Annotated in this window: 22 protein-coding genes; 15 read left to right on the top strand and 7 right to left on the bottom strand. The window is 67.3% G+C overall.

Annotated features, from left to right (window positions below):
• Positions 1-32: 32 nt before the first annotated feature.
• The gene (gene asd / locus SNE35_RS04035; RefSeq protein ID WP_320421555.1) at positions 33-890 is read left to right on the top strand and encodes an archaetidylserine decarboxylase; all 858 of its coding nucleotides are present in this window, start codon (positions 33-35) and stop codon (positions 888-890) included.
• Here the strand turns inward: asd and SNE35_RS04030 are convergent.
• A complete protein-coding gene (locus SNE35_RS04030; RefSeq protein ID WP_320421554.1) occupies positions 879-3,149 on the bottom strand; it encodes a putative bifunctional diguanylate cyclase/phosphodiesterase in 2,271 nt (756 codons plus the stop codon). The genes asd and SNE35_RS04030 overlap by 12 nt on opposite strands.
• 149 nt (positions 3,150-3,298) lie before the next feature.
• Here SNE35_RS04030 and SNE35_RS04025 point away from each other — a divergent pair, with 149 nt between their 5' ends.
• The 5 genes from SNE35_RS04025 to SNE35_RS04005 all read left to right on the top strand — a co-directional run bounded on the left by SNE35_RS04025 (position 3,299) and on the right by SNE35_RS04005 (position 8,031).
• The gene (locus tag SNE35_RS04025; RefSeq protein ID WP_320421553.1) at positions 3,299-4,606 is read left to right on the top strand and encodes a tryptophan--tRNA ligase; all 1,308 of its coding nucleotides are present in this window, start codon (positions 3,299-3,301) and stop codon (positions 4,604-4,606) included.
• Positions 4,607-4,670: 64 nt separating this feature from the next.
• Positions 4,671-6,359 (top strand): AMP-binding protein, encoded by a 1,689-nt coding sequence (locus SNE35_RS04020; protein WP_320421552.1) that lies wholly within the window; start codon positions 4,671-4,673, stop codon positions 6,357-6,359.
• Positions 6,360-6,384: 25 nt separating this feature from the next.
• Positions 6,385-7,026: a LysE family translocator gene (locus tag SNE35_RS04015; protein WP_320421551.1), complete on the top strand. Its 642-nt coding sequence runs from the start codon at positions 6,385-6,387 to the stop codon at positions 7,024-7,026.
• Positions 7,023-7,562 carry a DUF2939 domain-containing protein gene (locus tag SNE35_RS04010; RefSeq protein WP_320421550.1) on the top strand — a complete coding sequence of 180 codons (540 nt, stop codon included), beginning with the start codon at positions 7,023-7,025 and terminating at the stop codon, positions 7,560-7,562. The genes SNE35_RS04015 and SNE35_RS04010 overlap by 4 nt, the downstream gene beginning before the upstream one ends.
• 19 nt (positions 7,563-7,581) lie before the next feature.
• A complete protein-coding gene (locus tag SNE35_RS04005) occupies positions 7,582-8,031 on the top strand; it encodes a DsrE family protein (protein ID WP_320421549.1) in 450 nt (149 codons plus the stop codon).
• Positions 8,032-8,041: 10 nt separating this feature from the next.
• On the opposite strand, the gene gshA is transcribed toward SNE35_RS04005, so the two are convergent.
• The gene (gene gshA / locus SNE35_RS04000) at positions 8,042-9,577 is read right to left on the bottom strand and encodes a glutamate--cysteine ligase (RefSeq protein ID WP_320421548.1); all 1,536 of its coding nucleotides are present in this window, start codon (positions 9,575-9,577) and stop codon (positions 8,042-8,044) included.
• A gap of 124 nt (positions 9,578-9,701) precedes the next feature.
• On the opposite strand from gshA, the gene SNE35_RS03995 reads away from it, so the two are divergent.
• The 3 genes from SNE35_RS03995 to SNE35_RS03985 are packed head-to-tail and all read left to right on the top strand — an operon-like array spanning position 9,702 to position 11,565.
• Positions 9,702-10,496, top strand: a complete 795-nt coding sequence (locus SNE35_RS03995) for a class I SAM-dependent methyltransferase (RefSeq protein ID WP_320421547.1) — start codon at positions 9,702-9,704, stop codon at positions 10,494-10,496.
• 23 nt (positions 10,497-10,519) lie between these two features.
• Positions 10,520-10,936: an acyl-CoA thioesterase gene (locus SNE35_RS03990; RefSeq protein WP_320421546.1), complete on the top strand. Its 417-nt coding sequence runs from the start codon at positions 10,520-10,522 to the stop codon at positions 10,934-10,936.
• Complete coding sequence (locus SNE35_RS03985) at positions 10,936-11,565, top strand: LysE family translocator (protein WP_320421609.1); 630 nt, start codon at positions 10,936-10,938, stop codon at positions 11,563-11,565. The genes SNE35_RS03990 and SNE35_RS03985 overlap by 1 nt, the downstream gene beginning before the upstream one ends.
• Before the next feature lie 7 nt (positions 11,566-11,572).
• Here the strand turns inward: SNE35_RS03985 and pncB are convergent, their stop codons facing one another.
• Positions 11,573-12,772 carry a nicotinate phosphoribosyltransferase gene (gene pncB / locus SNE35_RS03980; RefSeq protein ID WP_320421545.1) on the bottom strand — a complete coding sequence of 400 codons (1,200 nt, stop codon included), beginning with the start codon at positions 12,770-12,772 and terminating at the stop codon, positions 11,573-11,575.
• Here pncB and SNE35_RS03975 point away from each other — a divergent pair.
• Positions 12,759-13,601 (top strand): AAA family ATPase, encoded by an 843-nt coding sequence (locus SNE35_RS03975; RefSeq protein WP_320421544.1) that lies wholly within the window; start codon positions 12,759-12,761, stop codon positions 13,599-13,601. The genes pncB and SNE35_RS03975 overlap by 14 nt on opposite strands.
• Before the next feature lie 34 nt (positions 13,602-13,635).
• Here the strand turns inward: SNE35_RS03975 and SNE35_RS03970 are convergent, their stop codons facing one another.
• Positions 13,636-14,181, bottom strand: a complete 546-nt coding sequence (locus SNE35_RS03970) for an H-NS histone family protein (protein WP_320421543.1) — start codon at positions 14,179-14,181, stop codon at positions 13,636-13,638.
• A gap of 92 nt (positions 14,182-14,273) precedes the next feature.
• On the opposite strand from SNE35_RS03970, the gene SNE35_RS03965 reads away from it, so the two are divergent.
• The 4 genes from SNE35_RS03965 to SNE35_RS03950 all read left to right on the top strand — a co-directional run bounded on the left by SNE35_RS03965 (position 14,274) and on the right by SNE35_RS03950 (position 16,670).
• Positions 14,274-14,675, top strand: a complete 402-nt coding sequence (locus SNE35_RS03965) for a GFA family protein (RefSeq protein WP_488803601.1) — start codon at positions 14,274-14,276, stop codon at positions 14,673-14,675.
• Positions 14,676-15,036: 361 nt separating this feature from the next.
• Positions 15,037-15,513 (top strand): DUF4262 domain-containing protein, encoded by a 477-nt coding sequence (locus tag SNE35_RS03960; protein WP_320421541.1) that lies wholly within the window; start codon positions 15,037-15,039, stop codon positions 15,511-15,513.
• 115 nt (positions 15,514-15,628) lie between these two features.
• Complete coding sequence (locus SNE35_RS03955) at positions 15,629-15,976, top strand: energy transducer TonB (RefSeq protein WP_320421540.1); 348 nt, start codon at positions 15,629-15,631, stop codon at positions 15,974-15,976.
• Positions 15,977-16,100: 124 nt separating this feature from the next.
• Positions 16,101-16,670 carry a cysteine hydrolase family protein gene (locus tag SNE35_RS03950; protein ID WP_320421539.1) on the top strand — a complete coding sequence of 190 codons (570 nt, stop codon included), beginning with the start codon at positions 16,101-16,103 and terminating at the stop codon, positions 16,668-16,670.
• Positions 16,671-16,682: 12 nt separating this feature from the next.
• On the opposite strand, the gene SNE35_RS03945 is transcribed toward SNE35_RS03950, so the two are convergent.
• Positions 16,683-17,096, bottom strand: a complete 414-nt coding sequence (locus SNE35_RS03945) for a hypothetical protein (RefSeq protein ID WP_320421538.1) — start codon at positions 17,094-17,096, stop codon at positions 16,683-16,685.
• Positions 17,097-17,179: 83 nt separating this feature from the next.
• Between SNE35_RS03945 and SNE35_RS03940 the strand changes: the two genes are divergently transcribed.
• Positions 17,180-17,539, top strand: a complete 360-nt coding sequence (locus tag SNE35_RS03940) for a MerR family transcriptional regulator (RefSeq protein WP_320421537.1) — start codon at positions 17,180-17,182, stop codon at positions 17,537-17,539.
• An 18-nt stretch (positions 17,540-17,557) separates the two neighbouring features.
• Here SNE35_RS03940 and SNE35_RS03935 read toward each other — a convergent pair whose 3' ends face one another.
• Both SNE35_RS03935 and SNE35_RS03930 read right to left on the bottom strand, forming a co-directional pair.
• On the bottom strand, positions 17,558-18,496 hold the full coding sequence (locus SNE35_RS03935; RefSeq protein WP_320421536.1) for an MBL fold metallo-hydrolase: 939 nt from the start codon (positions 18,494-18,496) through the stop codon (positions 17,558-17,560).
• Entirely contained in the window at positions 18,493-20,118 is a 1,626-nt protein-coding gene (locus SNE35_RS03930) for a SulP family inorganic anion transporter (protein ID WP_320421535.1), read from the bottom strand. Before SNE35_RS03930 ends, SNE35_RS03935 begins: the two co-directional genes overlap by 4 nt.
• Between the last annotated feature and the right edge of the window lie 158 nt (positions 20,119-20,276).

Here is a 20,276-nt window from a genome sequence, read left to right as displayed (position 1 = left end):
TCGCCGACCTTTCAACGCCCATGAGGACGCGCGTGTCTGACCGTCTGGCCGTATTGCCGCAGTACCTGATGCCGAAGCAAGCGATGACCTGGCTGGCAGGAAAAATTGCCGGCGCGCGCATGGGTGCGATCACGACGGCGGTGATCCGCCGTTTCGTCGCGCGCTACCAGGTGAACATGGCCGAGGCCGCGAACCCCGACATCGCCGCCTACGCCACCTTCAACGACTTCTTCACCCGCGCGCTGAAGGACGGTGCCCGGCCGCTGGCGCCCGCCGCGCTGATCTGCCCGGTGGACGGCGCGATCAGCCAGTTCGGCGCGATCGGGGCGGACCAGATCTTCCAAGCCAAGGGCCATCGCTACTCGACGAGGGCCCTGGTCGGCGGCGACGCACAACTGGCCGCGCAGTTCCAGGACGGCTACTTCGCCACGCTCTACCTGAGCCCGCGCGACTACCACCGCATCCACATGCCCTGCGACGGGCGCCTCGTGCGGATGATTCACGTGCCGGGCGACCTGTTCTCGGTCAACCCGACGACCGCGCGCGGTGTGCCGGGCCTGTTCGCGCGCAACGAACGCGTCGTCTGCGTGTTCGAAGGCGAGCGCGGCCCCTGGATGCTGGTGCTGGTCGGCGCGACCATTGTCGGCAGCATGGCCACCGTCTGGCATGGCCAGGTCAACCCGCCGCGGCCCGGCACCGTGCGGGATTGGCGTTATGAAGGCGCGCAGCAGATCCTGCTGAAGCAGGGCGAGGAGATGGGCCGCTTCCTGCTTGGCTCGACGGTCGTGATGCTGTTCCCGCAGGCCGATCGGCTGGCCTTCAACCCCGCCTGGCAGCCCGGCGGCGCGATCCGCCTTGGCGAGGCGATGGCATCGCCGTCAAACGGCTGACAGCGCCCCGGCCAGCAACTCACCAGCCGCCTCGGCCGACAGCGGCCGCCCCAGCAGATAACCCTGCAACTGCGTGCAGCCGAGTGCCTCGGCCGCGCGCGCCTGCGTCTCGGTCTCCACGCCCTCGGCCACGATCTGCAGGCCCAGCGAGCGGCCCAGCGCGCAGGTGGCGCTGACCACTGCGGCGGCCTGCGCCTCGGGCAGCGGATCGATCATGCTGCGGTCGAGCTTGACCGTAGCGATCGGCAGTTGGCGCAGCATCGTCAGCGAGGACTGCCCGGTGCCGAAGTCGTCCAGTGCGCAATGGACGCCGGCGCTCTTCAGGTGCGCCAGCTGCGGCAGCACGCGGCCGAGGTGCCCGATCGCAGCCGTCTCGGTGATCTCGATCTCCATCGCCTCGTGCGGCAGCCCCTGCGCCTGCAGCCCCGCCAGCAGGCGCGCGGAGAAGCCGGCATCCTCGAACTGCAGCGGCGAGACGTTGACGGCCACCGGCAACAGACGGCCGAAGCGCTGCAGCCAGCCGCGCAGCTGTCGCGCCGCCAGCTCCAGGATCAGCTCGCCGAGCGCCTTGATCTGGCCGGTGCGCTCGGCCGCCGGGATGAAGTCCACCGGCGGCACGCGGCCGAGACCGGGCCGCTCCCAGCGCACCAGCGCCTCGAAGCCCACCAGCTTGCGCGAGCCGGCCGCGAACTTGGGCTGGTACTCCAGCAGGAACTCGCGCGCCGCGATCGCGCGGCCCAGCGCCTGCTCGATCTCCAACCGAGTGCGCGTGGCACCGTTCATCGCGCTGTCGAAGAAGATGTAGGCCGCGCCGGCCCGGCCCTTGGCGCGGTGCATCGCCGAATCGGCCGCGCGCAGCAGGCCCGGGCCGTCGGCGGCGTCCTGCGGGAACAGCGCGATGCCGGCCGACAGGTGCACGTAGAGCTCGGTGCCGCCGACGGCGAACGGCGTCTCCAGCAGCGCCATCATCTGCTCGGCCACGGCCTGCGCGCCGGCACGGTCGCGGGTCTCCTCGATCAGCACCAGGAACTGGTCCTCGCCGAGCCGGGTGAGCATCGCCTGCGGCGGCAGTTGGCGGCACAGGCGGCGCGCGATCGCGCGCAGCAGCGCATCGCCTACCTCATGGCCCAGCGTTTCGTTGACGAGCTGGAAGCGGTCCAGGTCCGCCGAGATCAGTGCAAAAGGTGCGGCGCCGTGCCCCGTCAGCTCGCGCAGCCGTTCGACGGCGAAGTTACGGTTCGGCAGGTCGGTCAGCTCGTCGTGCAGAGCCTGGCGGCGCAGCGCATCGACCGCCTTCTGCCGCGAGCTGTCGTCGATCATCACCAGCAGCTCGGCGGGCGCGTCGTCCCAGGGCAGGTGGCTGGAAAGACTGCGCACGTACAGGCGTCGCTGATCGGTCGTCAGCCGCGTGCCTTCCCACTCGATCCGCGCGGCGGGATCGGCCAGCACGCGCCGGTGGCGTTCGCGCGCCTCCTCCTGCAGTTCCGGCGGAATCGTCGCCTGCAGATCGAGGCGACCGACGTGAGCCTCGTCGCGCAGGCCGAACATCGTCATTGCTGCCGGATTGGCGTAGATCAGCTTGTGCTGCTGGATCACCGCCAGGCCCTGCAGCGACACGTGCGCCAGCTGCTCGAAGCGCTCGGCCTGACGGCGCGCCTCGGCATGCGCGCGCCGCACCGACAGCAGCAGCAGGCCCAGCGACAGCACCATCTGCACATACAGGCCCAGCGTGTGGGTGATCGGCGAGCGGCTGAACGGATCGAGGATCGGGCCGCTCGCATGCACGAGGCCGATCGCCACGAAGCACAGCGCGACGAAGCGCTCGCCGCCGTCGCCGCCGCGCCCCATCCACCACGCGCAGAGCCAGGCGCCGACGACGAGGAAGCTGGCGCCGGCGATCACGGCGAAGCGCTGGTCGATGCCGGCCAGGGCGACGATGACGACCATCATGGCGATGAACACCGGCAGCCCCCGGCCGCGGCCGCGGGGCAGGCCGCGGTAGTCGCGCGCGCCGGCCACCTGCAGCGACAGCGAGCCCATCAGGCTGAACGAGGCGACGAGCGCCTGCAGGTCGTAGCGCAGGCCGACGAGGCCGGGCTCGGCCAGCGCGACGCCCAGGGTCAGCCCGACCGACAGCAGGATCCAGCTCCAGCCCCACATGCGCACATAGGCATGCCGTCGCTCGATCCGCCACAGCAGCAGCAGTGTCAGGCCGAGCAGGGCATTGAGGCTGGCACTGATCAGGATGAGCCAAGTCATGGCGGCCTGTGCGATGAAGTAACTGTTGATCCTAGCGGCACAAGGCGACCGGCGGCGCTGTCGGCAAAAGGCACTTTGCACCGTCGCGAATGGTCGTTCCGCCGTTGCTGGGAGAATGTCACGAAACTTCCCGCAGCTGTCCAGACACCATGACCCAACGCGTCCTGACCGGCATCACCACGACCGGCACCCTGCACCTCGGCAACTACGTCGGCGCCATCCGCCCGGCCATCGCTGCCAGCCGCGAGCCCGGCATGGAGAGCTTCTTCTTCATGGCCGACTACCACGCGCTCATCAAATGTGACGAGCCCGAGCGCATCGCCACCTCGCGCCTGCAGATCGCCGCCACCTGGCTGGCCGCCGGACTGGATCCGGAGCGTGTCGTCTTCTACCGCCAGAGCGACATCCCCGAGATCCCCGAGCTGACCTGGCTGCTGACCTGCGTCACCAGCAAGGGCCAGATGAACCGCGCCCATGCCTACAAGGCCGCCACCGACGCCAACACGGCGGCCGGCGAGGATGCCGACGCCGGCATCACGATGGGCCTGTACAGCTACCCGATCCTGATGGCGGCCGACATCCTGATGTTCAACGCGCACCGCGTGCCGGTCGGCAAGGACCAGGCCCAGCACATCGAGATGACGCGCGACGTGGCGCAGCGCTTCAACCACCTGTTCGGCCGCGGTGACGATTTCTTCGTGCTGCCCGAGGCGCAGATCGATGCCGAGATGGAACTGCTGCCGGGCCTGGACGGCCGCAAGATGAGCAAGAGCTACGACAACGTCGTGCCGCTGTTCGAAGGCGGCAGCAAGGCGCTGAAGGACGCGATCGCCCGCATCGTCACCGACTCCAAGCTGCCCGGCGAGCCGAAGGAGCCCGAGGGCCAGGCGCTGGTCACCATCTTCGACGCCTTCGCCACGCCGGAGCAGCGCGCGGCCTTCCGCGCCGAACTGCGCGCGGGCCTGGCCTGGGGCGAGGCCAAGCAGCGCCTGTTCGACCAGGTCGAAAGCCAGATCGGCCCGATGCGCGCGCGCTATGCCGAGCTGATCGCCGCGCCCGAGAAGATCGAGAAGATCCTGCTGGAGGGCGCCGCCAAGGCCCGCGCGCTGGCCGCGCCGCTGCTGGCCCGCGCCCGCGAGGCCGTGGGCCTGCGCAGCTTCACCGCGCCGCTGCAGACGGCAGCCGCCGCGACCAAGGCCGAGAAGCCCGCGCTGCCCGTGTTCAAGCAGTACCGCGAGTCGGACGGCCAGTTCTACTTCAAGCTCAACGCCGCCGACGGCACGCCGCTGCTGCAGAGCCGTGGCTTCGCCGGCGGACGCGATGCCGGCGCCTGGGTGGCGCGGCTCAAGCGCGAGGGCGCGGCGGCGCTGGCCGAGGCGCCGGTCGAACGCGTTGCCGACGAGGCTGCGCTGGGGGCGGCGCTGCAGGCACTGGTAGAAGCGACAGCGGCAGCGTAAGCCCGCGCTTTTCCTGCCGCGCGATCTTGTGTAGCGTCGGGTCTTCCGCAAAGGAGGGCCCACCATGCCGACGACGACCGCCAAGGTCTCTGACGACGCGCTCGCGCTCCAGCGCCTGTACCACTGGGAACGCACCGTCCCTGGCAAGGTCGCGCTGACCCAGCCGATGGGCGGCGGCCAGATGCTGGAGCTCAGCTGGGCCCAGGTCGCCGACCAGGCGCGACGCATGGCCGCGTGGTTGCAGGAGCAGGGCTTTCCGCCCGGCAGCTGCATCGGCATCCTCTCGAAGAACTGCTGCTGGTGGCTGATCAGCGACCTGGCGATCTGGATGGCCGGCCACGTGTCCGTGCCGCTGTACCCGACACTGGCCTCGTCCACCGTGGCGCAGATCCTCGCGCACAGCGAGACGCGCGCCTGCTTCATCGGCAAGCTCGACGACTGGGACGCGATGAAGCCCGGCGTGCCGGCGGGCCTGCCCTGCGTCAGTTACCCGCTGGCGCCCGAGGACGCGCGCCGTGCCTACCCCGGCTGGGACGCCATCTGCGCCGCGCAGACGCCGCTGGCCGGCGAGCCGGTCCGTCGGGCCGACGAGCTGTGCACGCTGATCTACACCTCCGGCACCACCGGCATGCCCAAGGGCGTGATGCACAGTTTCGGCGGTTTCGCCTGGGCGCTCGGCAGCGGCGCCAAGCGCATCACCTTGGGGCCGGAGCACCGGATGCTGTCCTACCTGCCGCTGGCCCACGTGGCCGAGCGCACGCTGGTCGAGCATGGCTGGCTGGCCTACGGCCTGCACGTGTTCTTCGCCGAGGCGCTGGACACCTTCGCGGCGGACATGCAGCGCGCGCGGCCCACGGTCTTCTTCTCCGTGCCGCGGCTGTGGGTGCGCTTCCAGCAGGGCGTGCACCACAAGCTGCCGCCGAAGAAGCTGGACCTGCTGCTGAAGATCCCGCTGGTGTCGACGCTCATCAAGCGCAAGATCCTGCGCGGCCTGGGGCTGGACCAGTGCAGCCTCGCGGCCGGTGGTGCCGCGCCGATGCCGCTGGCGCTGCTCGACTGGTACGCCAGGCTGGGCCTGCCGATCATGGAGGCCTACGGCATGACCGAGAACCTCGGCAACTCGCACCTCACCGTGCCGGGCAAGAATCAGCGCGGCACCGTCGGCATCCCCTACGAGGGCGTGGAGGCGCGCATCGACCCGGCCAGCGGCGAGCTGCAGATCCGCAGCCCGGCCGTGATGCTGGGCTACTACAAAGACCCGGCGCTGACCGCGCAGACGATCTCCGCCGACGGCTGGCAAAGCACTGGCGACAAGGCCGAGATCGACGCCGCCACCGGCTGCTACCGCATCACCGGCCGGGTCAAGGACCTGTTCAAGTCCAGCAAGGGCAAGTACGTGGCGCCCGCGCCGATCGAGGACAAGCTCGGCACCGAATCGCTGATCGAGGCCTGCATCGTCACCGGCGCCAACCTGAACCAGCCGCTGGGCTTGGTGATGCTCTCGCCGAACGCCAAGGCCTTGCCGCGCGAGGCGGTGGCCGAGCGCCTGCGCGCGCACCTGGAGGCGCTGAACGCAAGGCTTGACCCCCATGAGCGCCTGTCCTGCCTGGTGCTGCTGCAGACGCCCTGGACCGTGGACAACGGCATCGTCACGCCCACCTTCAAGGTCAAGCGCAACCGCATCGAGGAACTGTTCGGCCCGCGCTACGAAGCCTGGGAGGCGCAAGGGCAAGCGGTGGTGTGGGGAGACTGAGCGAAACCCCTGGTAGGCTCTGCGGATGCTCGGCATCCACGACCTCGGCCTCTTCATCGTTTCCGGCCTGCTGCTCAATATCGCACCCGGCCCGGACTCCATCCTGATCATGACCCGCAGCGCCACGCAGGGCTGGCGCGCCGGCTGCGCGGCGGCGCTGGGCATCGGCGCGGGCACCTGCGTCCATGTGCTGGCGGCGGCGCTGGGCCTGTCCGCGCTGCTGGCCGGCTCGGCGATGGCCTTCACCGTCGTCAAGTGGATCGGCGCGGCCTACCTGGTCTACATCGGCCTGGCGATGCTGCTGGCGCGGCGCGGCACCGACGCCGCGGCACCGGTGCAAACGATCGCGTCCCTGCCGCTACGCAAGGTCTTCGCCCAGGGCTTCCTGACGAACGTGCTGAACCCCAAGGTGGCGCTGTTCTTCCTGGCCTTCGTGCCGCAGTTCATCGCCCCGGACGCGCCGCACAAGGCGCTGGCTTTCCTCGCGCTCGGCGCGATCTTCAACCTCAACGGCATGCTCTGGTGCAACGGCTTGGCCGTGTTCACCGCGCTGGCGAGCCGCCGGCTGAATCTCGGCGGTGCGGTCTCGCGCTGGCTGAACCGCGGCATCGGTGCCCTGTTCCTTTCCTTCGGCGTGAAGCTCGCGCTGTCCGACGCCCGCTCATGAAACTGAAGACCATCCTCGCTCTCCTGGCCGCGCTGCTGCTCGTGGCCTTCTTCGGCAGCCCCTGGCTGGCCGTGCACGAGATGCGCGCCGCCGCGCGCGCGCACGACGCCGCCAAGCTGGGCACCTATGTCGACTTCGAGAAACTGCGCGAAAGCCTGAAGCGCGGCGTGCAGGCCAAGTTGCTGGGCAGCGAGCGCAACGAGCAGGGCGAGCCCTCCGCGGCGCGAGCCTTCGGCGCGGCGGTGGCCGGCGCGCTGCTGGGGCCGATGGTGGATGTGGCGATCACGCCCGAGAGCCTGGCGCGGCTGCTGCAGGGGCAGCGGCCGGCGCAAGCGGCGGTGGGCGGTGTCGTCGCACCCAAGAGCGAGGAGCCGCTGGTGCCGCCCGAAGCGCTGGAGACGCACTTCGGCTACGAGGGCCTGAACCGCTTCATCTTCAGCGTGAAGAAGAAGGACTCGGACGACGAGCCCGTCGACCTGGTCTTCCACCGCGACGGCCTGTTCGGCTGGAAACTGGCAGAGTTGCGCCTGCCCTGAATTCGAAGGAGAGATCCCAATGACCACCACCCGCAGAACCGCTCTCGGCACCGCCCTGCTGGCCGGCACCGCACTTTCGACCCAGGCCGCGCAGGCTGCCAGCCAAGGCGGCGACAAGGTCGTCTACCACTTCGACAACACCGCCAACCAGGCCACGAAGGGCCTGCGCAATATGCGCAACCACCTCGACGTGGCGCCGGACACGAAGATCATTGCCGTGACCCACGCCGAGGGCATCGACTTCCTGATGGAAGGCGCCAAGGACGCGAAGAACCCCGATATCGAGTATGCCTCGCTGGTCTCCGCGCTGGTGGCACGCGGCTGCGTCTTCGAGGTCTGCGAGATCACGCTGAAGAACCGCGGCATCGACAAGAGCAAGTTCGTGCTCGATGCGAGCTTCACGCCCTCCGGCGTCGTGCGTGTGGCGCGGCTGCAGGCGCGCGAGGGCTTCGCGTATCTGAAGCCCTGATCGCCTCGCCTTAGTCCAGCAGCATCCGTTCGGGCGCCAGGTACTGCTTGCGGTACTCCTCGAACGGCAGGGTGTCCGAGGCTTCGATCGTCGCCTGCTGCACCAGCGATTCGCGGGCCTCGGCCTCGGCCTGCGCCAGTGCTTCGGCACTGAAGGGTAGAGCGCGCAGCGACTGGCGTGTCTGCTCGGAGCGGTGGCGGATGAAGTTCAGGTGCGAGTCGCCGTAGCCCTTGTGCATCGCTTCCAGCACGCGGGCCGAGGGCGTGCTGGCCGGGTCGGCCAGCGTCGCCTTCGCGGCGGCCAGGGCCTCGGCATAGGCGCTGCCGCCGTGCGTGCGGTCCAGCGCAGCGGCCATCGGCTCGCACTGCGCCAGCAGCGAGGCCGCCCAGTCGGTCATCCGCCGGTCGCCCAGGCACTGGCCGTTCGCGCATTCCAGCATCAGGCCCGGCTCGCGGCCGCGCTCGGCGACACGGTGCTGGTTGCGGGCCAGCGATAGCACCTCGTCGGGCGTGTCGGGCGGGCTGTCGGTGAACAGGCAGTGCAGCAGGAAGACGTCGAGGAAGCGCATCGTCTGCGCGGCGATGCCGACGTCGACGAAGGGGTCGAGGTCCATGCAGCGGACTTCGACGTACTCGACGCCGCGCTCGCGCAGCGCGTGCAGCGGGCGTTCGCCCGGCTCGATCACGCGCTTCGGGCGGATCGTGCCGTAGAACTCGTTCTCGATCTGCAGCAGGCTGGTGCTGAGCTGGTTGTAGTCGCCGCCGGGGTTGCGGATGCCGACCTTCTCGTAGGCCGGGTAGGGCCGCGTCAGCGCGTCCTCCAGCGAGGCGGCATAGCTGTCCAGCGTGTTGTAGCTGACGGCCAGGCTCGATTGCGCGTCGCTCTGGTAGCCTAGCCGCCCCATGCGCAGCGAGGTGCCGTGCGGCATGTAGTAGGTGCCTTCGTTGAGCAGTTGCAGCTCGTGCTTGCGGCCATCGACGAAGCTCGAACACAAGGCCGGCGAGGCGCCGAACAGATACAGCAGCAGGAAGGAATGGCGGCGGAAATTGCGGATCAGGCCGAAGTACTGCTCGCTCGTCACGCCCGGCAGCGACCAGTTGTAGTGGATGCCCGAGATCGTCTGCATCCGGCGGCCGTAGCGCTGCGCCAGACCCATGCGGTAGACGCTCTTGCTGCGGCCGACGTTGGAGCGGCCGTAGCGGCCGATCGGGATCGTCTCGTCGGTCGGCAAGGTGCAGGGCATGGAGCTGACCCACAGGCGCTCGTCGCCCTCGTTGGCCAGCGCGTGATAGGTGAACTGGTGCACCCGGCGCAGTTCGTCCAGGCACTCCTCGACGCCGGCGTGCACGCCGGTGATCAGCTCCAGCTGCGATTCGCTGTAGTCGGTGGTGATGTGCGGGTGCGTCAGGGCCGAGCCCAGCGCCAGCGGGTGGGGCGTCAATGCAAGATGGCCGCTCGGCAGCGCGCGCAGGCTTTCCTTCTCGATGCCGCGGCGGATGCCTTTCAGGTCCGCGGTGGCAAGGGCGCGCGTCAGGTGATCGCTCATGCGTCGATGTCCTCTTTGATCAGCCGCGCACGGTAACAGAGAGTCATTTCATCTGCTGGGCTGGGGCGATTGGCGGAAGGTCGGCGACCACTATCATCACCCGATAGCCCGAGGAGACCAACGCATGAACAAGCCCAGCAACGAGATCCGCTTCGACGACGGCGCCGCCTACGAGCAGATGATGGGCCGCTGGAGTGCGCTGGTGGGCGAGCGCTTCCTGGACTGGATCGCCGTGCCCGCGGGCGCGCGCTGGGCCGACGTGGGCTGCGGCAACGGCGCCTTCACGCAGCAGCTCACCCAGCGGGGCGCGCCGGCCGAAGTCTGGGCCTTCGATCCTTCGCCGGGCCAACTGAGCTACGCGCGCACGCGGCTGCCGGCGGATGCACCGCCGGTGCACTGGGCCGAGGGCGATGCGATGAAGCTGCCGTTGGCCGACGCGAGCTGCGACGCGGCCGTGATGGCGCTGGTGCTGTTCTTCGTGCCGCAGCCGGCGGTCGGCGTTGCCGAGATGGTCCGCGTGGTGCGACCCGGCGGCATCGTGGCGGCCTACCACTGGGACATCCTGAACGGCGGCTTCCCGCTCGCGGCCATCGGCGCCGAGGCGCTGAAGATCGGCCTGCAGCCGCCGCAGCCGCCCAGCGTCGAGGCGTCGACGATCGAGGCCTCCACCAAGCTGTGGACCGACGCCGGCCTGCGGGACGTGCAGACGACGCAGTTCACCGTCGAGCGCCGCTTCGAAAGCTTCGACGAGTACTGGAACGTGGCCATCACCGGCAGCGCGATGCGGGCGCTGTTCGGGAGCCTGCCCGCCGAGGACGTGGCGCTGCTGAAGTCGCGCGTGCGCGAGCGGGTGAAGGCCGACGACGGCCCGCTGACCTTGAGCGCGCGGGCCAACGCGATCCGTGGCGTCCGCGCCTGATCGATCCGTCGAGGAAGGCCGTTATGCGATTCGAGATTCCCGAAGACAAGAAGCTGGTCCATGAGATGAGCATCCCCATCCGTTGGGGCGACATGGATGCGATGGGTCACGTCAACAACACCTCCTACTTCCGCTACTTCGAGACCGTGCGCATCGAGTGGATGCACTCGATCGGCGCGGCGCCGAACCCGAACGGCGAGGGCCCGGTGATCGTCAACGCCTTCTGCAACTTCATCAAGCAGCTGGAGTTCCCGGGCACGATCCTGGCGAAGCACTACGTGGCCAATCCCGGCCGCTCCAGCTTCGACACCTTCATGACCCTGGAGCGCAGCGACCAGCCCGGCGTCGTCTACGCCAATGGCGGTGCGACGACCGTCTGGATCGACTTCAAGGCGCAGCGCTCGATGCCGCTGCCCGACTGGCTGCGGGAGCAACTGTGATCGTGACCGCGTCCCAGCTGCTGGGCTTCCTGTTCGCCGCCGTGCTGCTCACCGCCACGCCTGGGCCCGACAACCTGATGGTGCTCAGCGTCGGCATGTCCCGCGGCCGGCGCGCCGGCATCGCCTTCGGCCTGGGCTGCGCGCTCGGTTGCCTGAGCCACACGCTGCTGGCCGTGCTGGGCGTCAGCGCCCTCGTCGCGGCATCGCCGACGGCCTTCGCGCTCTTGAAGGCGGTGGGCGGGGCCTACCTGGTGTGGCTGGGCATCCAGGCGCTGCGCCACGCGGGTGCGGTGCAACTGAATGCGGACGGGAAGGCGGGCGGCGAGTCGCTGAAGCGCCTGTTCGCCAAGGGCCTCCTTGCGAACGCGGTGAACCCGAAGGTGGTGCTGTTCTTCCTGTCCTTCCTGCCGCAGTTCGTCGTCGCCTCGCAGGGGCACGTCGAATGGCAGCTGGGCCTGCTGGGGCTGGCCTTCACCGCGCAGGCGTCGCTGCTGTTCGGTCTGCTCGGCTTCTTCTCGGGCAGCGTCGGCGCCTGGTTGAACCGCCGGCCGAAGGCGGGGCTGTGGCTGGACCGCCTGGCCGGCATCGTCTTCATCGGCCTGGGGATCCGGATCTTCGTGTCGCGCTGAATCCGGTTCAGGATTTGATGTCGAAGACCTGGCGCAGATAGGCCAGGAAAGTCTCGTCGTCGCACAGCGTCTTGCCCGGCGAGTCGGACAGCTTGGCAACCGACTGGCCGTTGCAGCGCACCAGCTTCATCACGATGTTCAGCGGCGTCAGGCCGAGGTCGTTCGTGAGGTTGGTGCCGATGCCGAAGCCCAGCGGCGCGCGGTCCGCGAAGTGATGATGGATCTCGAACGCGCGCTCCAGGTCCAGGCCGTCGGAGAAGGTGAGCCGCTTGGTGTTCGCATCGATGCGCAGCTTCGCGTAGTGGGCCAGCGCCTTCTCGCCCCAGGCGATCGGATCGCCAGAATCGTGGCGCAGGCCGTCGAACAGCTTGGCGAAGTAGAGATCGAAATCGGCCAGGAAGGCATCCATGCCGACGACGTCGGTCAGCGCCACACCGAGATCGCCGCGGTATTCCTGCACCCAGTCCTCCAGCGCCGCCTGCTGGAAGCGGCGCAGGCGCACGTTGTCATGCGCCTGGTAGGACTGCAGGTACTCGTGCGCCATCGTGCCGATCGCGACCAGGCCCAAGGTGCGCGCGAGATGCACGTTGGACGTGCCCTTGAAGAACTCGGGCACCTCGCGCTGCAGCGTGCGCACGACTTCCGCCTGCCAGGCGCCGGAGAAGCGGCGGCGCACGCCGAAGTCGAAGAACTCGAACGGATGGCGCCGCGCCGGCTCCTCGGCGCCGAATGCCCGCAGCCGCTCGATCTTCAGCGCCAGCCGGCGGCGGCCCTCGACGAGCGCGGCACCGGCGTCGAAGCGGCGGAAGTACGCCTCGTTGACGATGGCGAGCACATAGATCTCGAAGGCCATCACATGGACCTGCGGGCCTTCGGCCACGATCTCCAGCGTGTGTCCGTCAGCGCCAATTCGCGCCTCGATGAAGCGGCGCTGGAAGCGGAAGATGCGCAGGAAGTCGACGAAATCCGGCCTGATGTAGCGCAGGCCGCCGAGATAGGCCAGCTCGTCCTCGGTGAAGGCCAGCGAGCAGAGATGATCGAGCTGCGCGTTCACCTCCGGCAACAGCTCGGCCAGCGCGAACTCCGGTGTATTGCGGCAGACGAAGTGGTACTCCGCCTGCACCTGCGGATGCCGACGCAGCATCGCCTGCCACATCGTGAACTTGTAGAGATCGGTGTCGAGCAGGTGGCGGATGATCGGGGTCATGGCGAGCGATTGTCCGGTCGTTCGGGGAGGAACGATCGTGTCCGGTGAAGAAGAACCCATCAGGTCTTTGCGTGGCCCTACGGCGCCTTTTGTCCAGCGCGTCACGCTGCGCCGCGACATCGTCGAATCCTTCGACCGCTATCCGTTCAACCTGTCCGCCGTGCGGCACCTGGACCGGCTGGACCTGCATCCGAAGATGACGCTGCTGGTCGGCGAGAACGGGTCCGGCAAGTCGACGCTGCTGGAGGCCTTGGCTGTGTCTCTCGGTTTCAACCCGGAAGGCGGCACCAAGAATTTCAACTTCGGCACGCGCCAGTCCCATTCGAACCTGCACGAATACCTGCGGGTCGGCAAAGGCATTCGCCGGCCGCGCGACGGTTTCTTCCTGCGGGCGGAAAGCTTCTTCAACGTCGCCACCGAAATCGAGAAGCTGGATGCCGAGCCAGGCGGCGGCCCGCGGGTGATGCCGGCCTACAGCGACCGCTCCCTGCACGAGCAGTCGCACGGCGAATCGCTGCTCGCCTTGCTAAAGAACCGATTCCGCGGCGACGGGCTCTACCTGCTGGACGAGCCGGAAGCGGCCCTGTCGCCGCAGCGGCAACTGGTGGCGCTGGGGCGGATCCACGAACTGATCCTCGAGGGATCGCAATTCATCGTGGCGACACACTCGCCGATCCTGATGGCCTATCCCAATGCGCGCATCCTGCAGTTCTCGGCCGAGGGCATCGTCGAGAGCCGCTACCAGGACACCGAGCATTTCCGCGTCATGCGCGACTTCCTGGCCGATCCGGAAGGGGCGCTCGAACGCCTGTTCGGCCAGCGGCGCTAGTTGCGCGCGCCGCTGGCCGGACTTTCCTGCTTCTTCAGGACGCTTCGGCGGGTGCGCTTGCCGGCGACTCTGCGCGGGCCTTCGCTGCCTTCTTGGCCGGAGCCTTCTTGGCTGCTGCGGCCTTCTTCGCGGCGGGCGCCTTCTTCGCCACCGCCTTCACCGTCTTGGTGGTCTTCTTTGCGGCGGCCTTCACGCCCGCCTTAGTGGCAGGCTTCTTGGCTGCGGCAACGCCTTTCTTTTTGCCGACGAGAAACTCATCGAGCGAGCGGCCGGCGGCCAGCGCGTCGTGAATCCACTGCGGACGCTTGCCGACGCCATGCCATGTGTTGCCTTGATCGTCTGCGAACTTGGCCGGCTTGTCCGCGCCAGTCTTCCGGGCCCCGGCGGCCTTCTTCTTCAGCGGCGCGGAACGAGATTTCTTGGCCGCTGCCGAACCTCCGGTGCCGAAGAGATCGTCGATATCGAGACCGTGCTGCGCAATCTCCCTCTTGATGCGCGAGATGACAGTGGCTTGGATGGACGCGGCCTGCTGCTGCAGTTTCTGGATTTGATTCTTGAGCTTCGAAAAAGAGGTTGCCATGGGGAGACTCCAAGTGATGGGGCAGCACGGAGTCTAACGATTGATTTGAGCGGTAGGTAACTGGATGAGGAATAGTGCGCTCCGGGGCTGCTATGGTTGGCCGGCTGAGCACGAAAGAAAGAGAGTCAGTTTCAATGCTTTCCGCTACTTGTCACTGCGGCCGCGTGCGCATCGAAGTCGCCGGCTCGCCGGAATATCTCATCGACTGCAACTGCTCGATCTGTCGACGCTACGGCGCGCTCTGGGCGTTCTACGAGTTGCGCCAGTCGCGCATCGAAGGCGCAGCGGAACACGCCGACGGGTATATCTGGGGTGAGAAAACGATCAGCACCTTTCACTGCCGCCACTGCGGCTGCGTCACCCACTGGGAGCCGCTGGCTCTGCGACCTGACAGCAAGTTCTCCATCAATGCCAGACTGCTCGAACCGAGCGCCATCGAAGGCGTGAGAGTGCGGCGATTCGACGGCGCTGACTCGTGGAGTTATCTGGACTGAATCAGCGCGCGGTGAATTGGGATCTGCTGATGGCATAGATCTATGCGTCCATCCGTACTGTCAACACGAAGCCGGCCTCCGGGAAAAGTTGATGCTCACCGATGGCGATGGGAGTTAGACAAGCTCGATTTATGAATTGCGGATTTGTACGGAGTGATCGTGAGTCTTCGAAGCTTGGACGATGTCAAACTGTGGATGCCGCTTTTGCCGGTTCTGATACTGAGGCACGGGAGTACAAGATGATGCACACACCGAGCAACGGTGCGGGTTGCCGACCGATTTCAACTGCCTTGTTATGCGGACAGCTTGCCGTGATAGACGGACGCGGCTGTCTCTTGACTACACGTTAGGCGCTTCTCAAATGCCCCGTAAAGCAGCTACCGACCCAGGAGAGCAGAAACTGCTCGACGACATCCACAAATTCGGATGGCATTGCATGAACGTTTTTGGAGATGAGGAGCACGAACCGTTCAGCTACACGATTGGGCTATTCCAAACGTATAGGCATCCTGAGCTCTTGATCTACGGGTTGCCACGAGATGTAGCACATGCGGTTCTAACCATCGCCGCAGAAGCAGCTGCAGAGGGGAAGCCGCTGAATCTGGAAGAACCTACTGATGAGTTGCTCGAAGGCTATCCGTGCATTTTTGTACCCGTGCCACTCAACGAGTATCCCGAACATGTTGGTTTCGCTCGCTGGTACTACGAAGGTGACAGTTTTCCTGTTCAGCAGGTTGTTTGGCCCTCCAAAGCCGGGCTTTTTCCCTGGCATCCTGAGGCTACGCAGGCTTTCCGTCAGAAGCAGCCAGTTCTTGGTCAGCATGAAAGAAGCGCCTAGCCCTTCTATCGAGAGGACGCGGCAAGCGCTCCGCCCTCGTGCCGCCTCTCATGTCAAACGTTGGGCCAGTACCGATTTCGCCGCCCCTGCCAAGTGAGGGAAAGAGATGCGCTGCTTGATTCCTGCCGCCCTTGGGCTAGCTATGCTGATTGCCGGCTGCTCCACCGCACCAGCCCGAGAGCCTGTGTTGCCAGAGCCCAGTTTCGTACAGACCAACAGCGCCGAATGCAGCGCGTTGTGGTCCAACGGTGTCGATATCCCGAAGGCCGAGTACGAGCCTAGACCCTATGGTTGGTCGATCGTTCGCATCGATGTTGAGCGCGGTGTTGTCACCGACGTCGAAATTCTCGACGGAAGCCCGAGGAAAGTTATTGACGCTCCGACGCTTGAACATTTTCGGAAGGTTCGTTTCTTGTCCTTGGGCTCCGCGCATGGCTGCATCATCAGGCACAAGTGGGGCTGAATGCGCTTCACGGACCTATCTGCCGGCCTTCGTGTCTCGCTTGAAGTCAACTTTGAAGCGCGGCACCGCTAGCCGCCCGACGCCCAAAGCAAATCCAACCAACTAGCCACGAGCGCCAAGAGCGATGAAACGACCCGCCATCTTTGTCATCGACATGCTCAACGATTGCTTCGGTCATGCCGAACTGCAGCGCCTGCGACCCTCGCTCTGCTCATCCATCAATGAACTGACAGCGATGGCTCGCGGGGCCGACTGTCCGGTGATATGGGTTCGCCAGGAGTTCGAGCCGGACCTGAGCGACGCGATGCTGGACATGAGGAGCAAGAACATTCACCTGTTTATCAAAGGCACAGCGGGGCCGTTGATACTCGATGAGCTGGATCGATTGGATACTGACCTTGAAGTTGTCAAGAAGCGCTACAGCATGTTCTTTCGGACGGACCTGGATGCCTTGCTTCAGCAGCTTGGCGTAGATCAGATCGTCCTGGCAGGCGTGAACACGCACGCTTGCATACGGATGGCGGCGATTGACGCCTATCAAAGAGACTTCGAGGTGATGATTGTTCGTGAGTGTGTCGCGTCGAAGGATGTTCACCACCACGATGTGACGATGGAATACCTAGACGGCGGTGTTGCTCGGGTGGTCGCCCTGAATGAGTTCAAGGAACAGTTGCTCGAGGATCGCGCTGGCTGACGCAAGGAGTTCTCAGGTCGCGACATCGGTGGGCGCGTCCTTCACCGGGAGGAACTGCAGCACCCCGAACACCACCTCCACCACGCTGAACCCCAGCACGATGACGCTGCCGCCGCTCATCACCGCATTGACCTGCCACGCCGCAAAGAGCCATCGCGCCATGCCGTCCAGCCGACCCATGCGCACGCTCGGCGACAGCAGCCGTGCCAGCGACCATACGACCACGACCGACCCGAGCAGGTTGGCGAACAAGGTGTTCGTTGCGTCCAGGGGCGGCATCGCGCCTGGCAGATCCAGCGCCTGGGCTGCCGACCTCAGCGCGCCGTAGAGCAGGGCGAAGGTCCAGGGTGTTGCGAAGGGCCAGGTGACGGCCAGGTCGTACCAGGCGCTGGCCTTCACGATGGCGAGGAATCGAGCTTGTTTCACTTCGGCATTCGGGCGAGTTGTCATGGAGGCGGCCAGTCTCGACCCTGGACCTAACTCCAAGGTCAAGCACAATCTCTCGCACCATGCGAATCGGCCAACTTGCAGCAGCGACCGGCGTCAGCCGCGACACCTTGAGGTTCTACGAAGAGCAGGGCCTGATCCGTTCCCGGCGGCTGGAGAACGGCTACCGCGACTATCCGGACGAGGTGCGAGAACTGGTCGACTACATCCGGACCGCTCAGAAGCTCGGCTTCACCCTGGCCGAGGTCGGCAACAGGCTGCCGGCGGTGTGGAATGCGGCGGAGCCCGGCCCTGCGATCACGCAGTTGCTCGGCGAGAAACTGCGGGAGATCGATGAGCGCATCGAAGGCCTGCGGGCCTTGCGTGAGCAACTGGCCGTCCGCGTGGCGCTGGACTGCCCGTTGGTGAAAGGCACGCCTTAGAGGAGAGCAGGGCCGACCTCAGTCCCCGTCATGCTCCATCAGCAGGTACGTGTTGTACGCATTCATCCGGTTCGCCTGCTTGAACAGCGGCAGGTGTTCCCAGGCTGACCAGTCGGTCGCGTTGTAGGCTTCGTCGAACGGGGTCATGTCGCGCGCGGCGCGGCCCATGGTGGCGCGGAGGTAGGCGAGGTAGTCGCGGGTCTGCAGCAGGTCCTTCAGGGCCTCGGTGGAGGCGGGGCCGTGGCCGGGGACGACGATGGCCGCCGGGCGGGTGAGCAGGCGGTCGAGGCTGGCGATCCAGCGGCGGCTGTCGGCCTGGCCGACGAAGGGCACGCGGCCGCGGAAGACGATGTCGCCGGCGAAGATCAGCTTGTCGGCGGGTAGCCAGACGGCCAGGTCCTCGGGCGTGTGAGCCGGGCCCACCGGGATCAGCTGCAGATCGAGGCCGGCGATGGCGAGCGGCGTGTCTTTGGCGATCCATTCGTCGGCTGGCACGAGGTGGGTGCCGGGCTCGACCAGGCCCTGGTCGATGCTGGCCTTCAGCCGCTGCGCGGCCGTGTCGCTGTTCAGGTACTCGCGCCCGGCCTGCTGGGCGATGATCTTCGCGCCGGCCGCCTTCAGCACCTGCAGGCCGTAGACGTGGTCGGCGTGATAGTGCGTGAGGATGACCGCGCGCAGCGGCTTGTCGGTCAGGTCCTTGATCGCGGCCAGCAGCGCGCGGGCCAGTTCGGGCGAACCGAGTGCGTCGACGAGTACGACGCCGTCCGGCCCGACGATGATGCCGGCGTTCGAGATGAAGTTGTGGTTGTCCTTGCTGCCCAGCGCGGAGAAGCCTTCGATCATCCAGGCGTGCTCGCTCAGGCGCTGCGGCTTCAGCGTCAGCGGTTCTGCCGCTTGCGCGCTCATCAACGTGCCCAGCAGCAGCGCGGCAAGCAAGAACGAAAGAAGACGCTTCATGCCGTCGTCATCCCCTGGTGGTGGCTGAGAAAGACCTGGCCCTCGAACCAGCGCTGCCAGCCGCTCTCGCGCAGGCGGTCCAGCACCGGGCCCTTCACCTCGGACAGGTCCAGCCGCAGGCCCTGGTGCTTGAGGCTGTCGTGCAGCTCGCGCAGCGCCTCCAGGCCGCTGAAGTCGATCTGGTTGACGGGCGACATCTGCAGCAGCACGCGCTGTGTGCCCGGGTGGCTCGTGATGTGCGCCTGCACGACGTCGGCCAAGGTGCGCGCGTTGGTGAACAGCAGGCTCTCGTCGATGCGCAGGCCCAGCACGTCGGGTACGCATTCGACGGCGTAGCGGTCGATGTTGCGGTAGTGCTCGGTGCCGGGGATGCGGCCGATCAGCGCCACGTGCGGGCGCGCGGTGCGCTGTAGCATCAGCGCGATCGAGCCCAGCACGCCCACGCCCAGCCCCATGCCGACGCTGACGCAGACCACGATGACCGTCACCACGATCATCAGCAGCGCCTCGGGCCGCGCATAGCGCCAGGCGTCGCGATAGGGCTGGAGATTGAAGCCGGACAGCACCGCCACGATAATCGTCGCGGCCAGCACCGATTTCGGCAGCCAGGCCAGCGGCGCGGCCAGCGCCAGCATCGCCAGGCCCATGAAGCCGGCCACGAAGGCAATCGACATGCGCGAACGGCTGCCGGCGTCGTGCAGCAGCACGCTGCGCGAGAAGCTGCCCGCGACCGGCATGCCGCCGCTCAGCGCGGCGACGACGTTGGCGCCCGCCAGGCCCGCCAGCTCGCGTCGCGCGTCGACCCTCTCGCCGCGCCGGCGCGCCAGCGATTCGGAGACGACGAGGCTGGACACGTAGGCCATCAGCGCGATCAGCAGCGCGCTCGGCGCCAGTTGCATCGCCAGGGCCAGGTTCAGCGGCGGCAGGCCCAGCGGCACGTGCAGCTCGGGCAGCGCCCCGACCAGCGCGACGCCGCTGCGGTTCAGGCCCGCGGCCCAGGCGATGGCGATGCTCGCCAGCAGCAGCACCAGCGGCGCCAGCCGCCCGAGCGTGCCGGCCAGCCAGCGGCGCGCGCCCAGCAGCAGCACGCAGACGGCCAGGCCGAAAGCGGCGCTGATGGCGTGCCACGGGTAGCCGGCCTGCTGCGCGTGCTGCAACAGCGCGGGCAGGTCCTCGCCACGCACCGGGCTGCCCAGCAGCACCGGCACCTGGCTCAGGGCAATCGCCAGCGTCGCGCCGGTCTCGAAGCCATGCAGCACCGGCACCGACAGCAGCGAGGCCAGTGCATCGAGCCGCAGCAGCGCCGCCAGCGCCAGCACCAGGCCGATCTCGAAGGCCAGCATCAGCGCACCTTCGCTGGCCGTCACGCCCGCGGGCAGCGCGCCCAGCGCCTGCACGATCATCAGCGCCAGCACCGCCACCGGCCCCACGCCGAGCACCGGGCTGGAGCCGAGCGCCGCATAGGCCAGCAGCGGCAGCAGGCTGGCGTAGAGACCCACCTGCGGCGGCAGGCCGGCGAGCATCGCGTAGGCCAGGCTCTGCGGGATCAACAGCACGCTGACGACGAAGGCGGCAACAAGGTCGTCGCGCAGCAGGGTGCGGGCGTAGGCGCGGGGGCTCATGCAGGGACGGGAATGGGGATCGCCGAGTATAGGGACGGGGTCGCGGTGGGATGACGCGCCTGCGCACTTGTGCGCATCCATGCTCCAGACAAACCCTGAAGTGACTTCCCGCACGGCCGGCCCGCGGTGGCCACGGTTTAAGGTGCGCGCTTTCATCA

Source organism: Roseateles agri (assembly GCF_034043675.1).
Taxonomy (GTDB): domain Bacteria; phylum Pseudomonadota; class Gammaproteobacteria; order Burkholderiales; family Burkholderiaceae_C; genus KK5.
The sequence above is the reverse complement of the archived record's forward strand: the minus strand, read 5'-3'. Positions and strand labels throughout refer to the sequence as shown.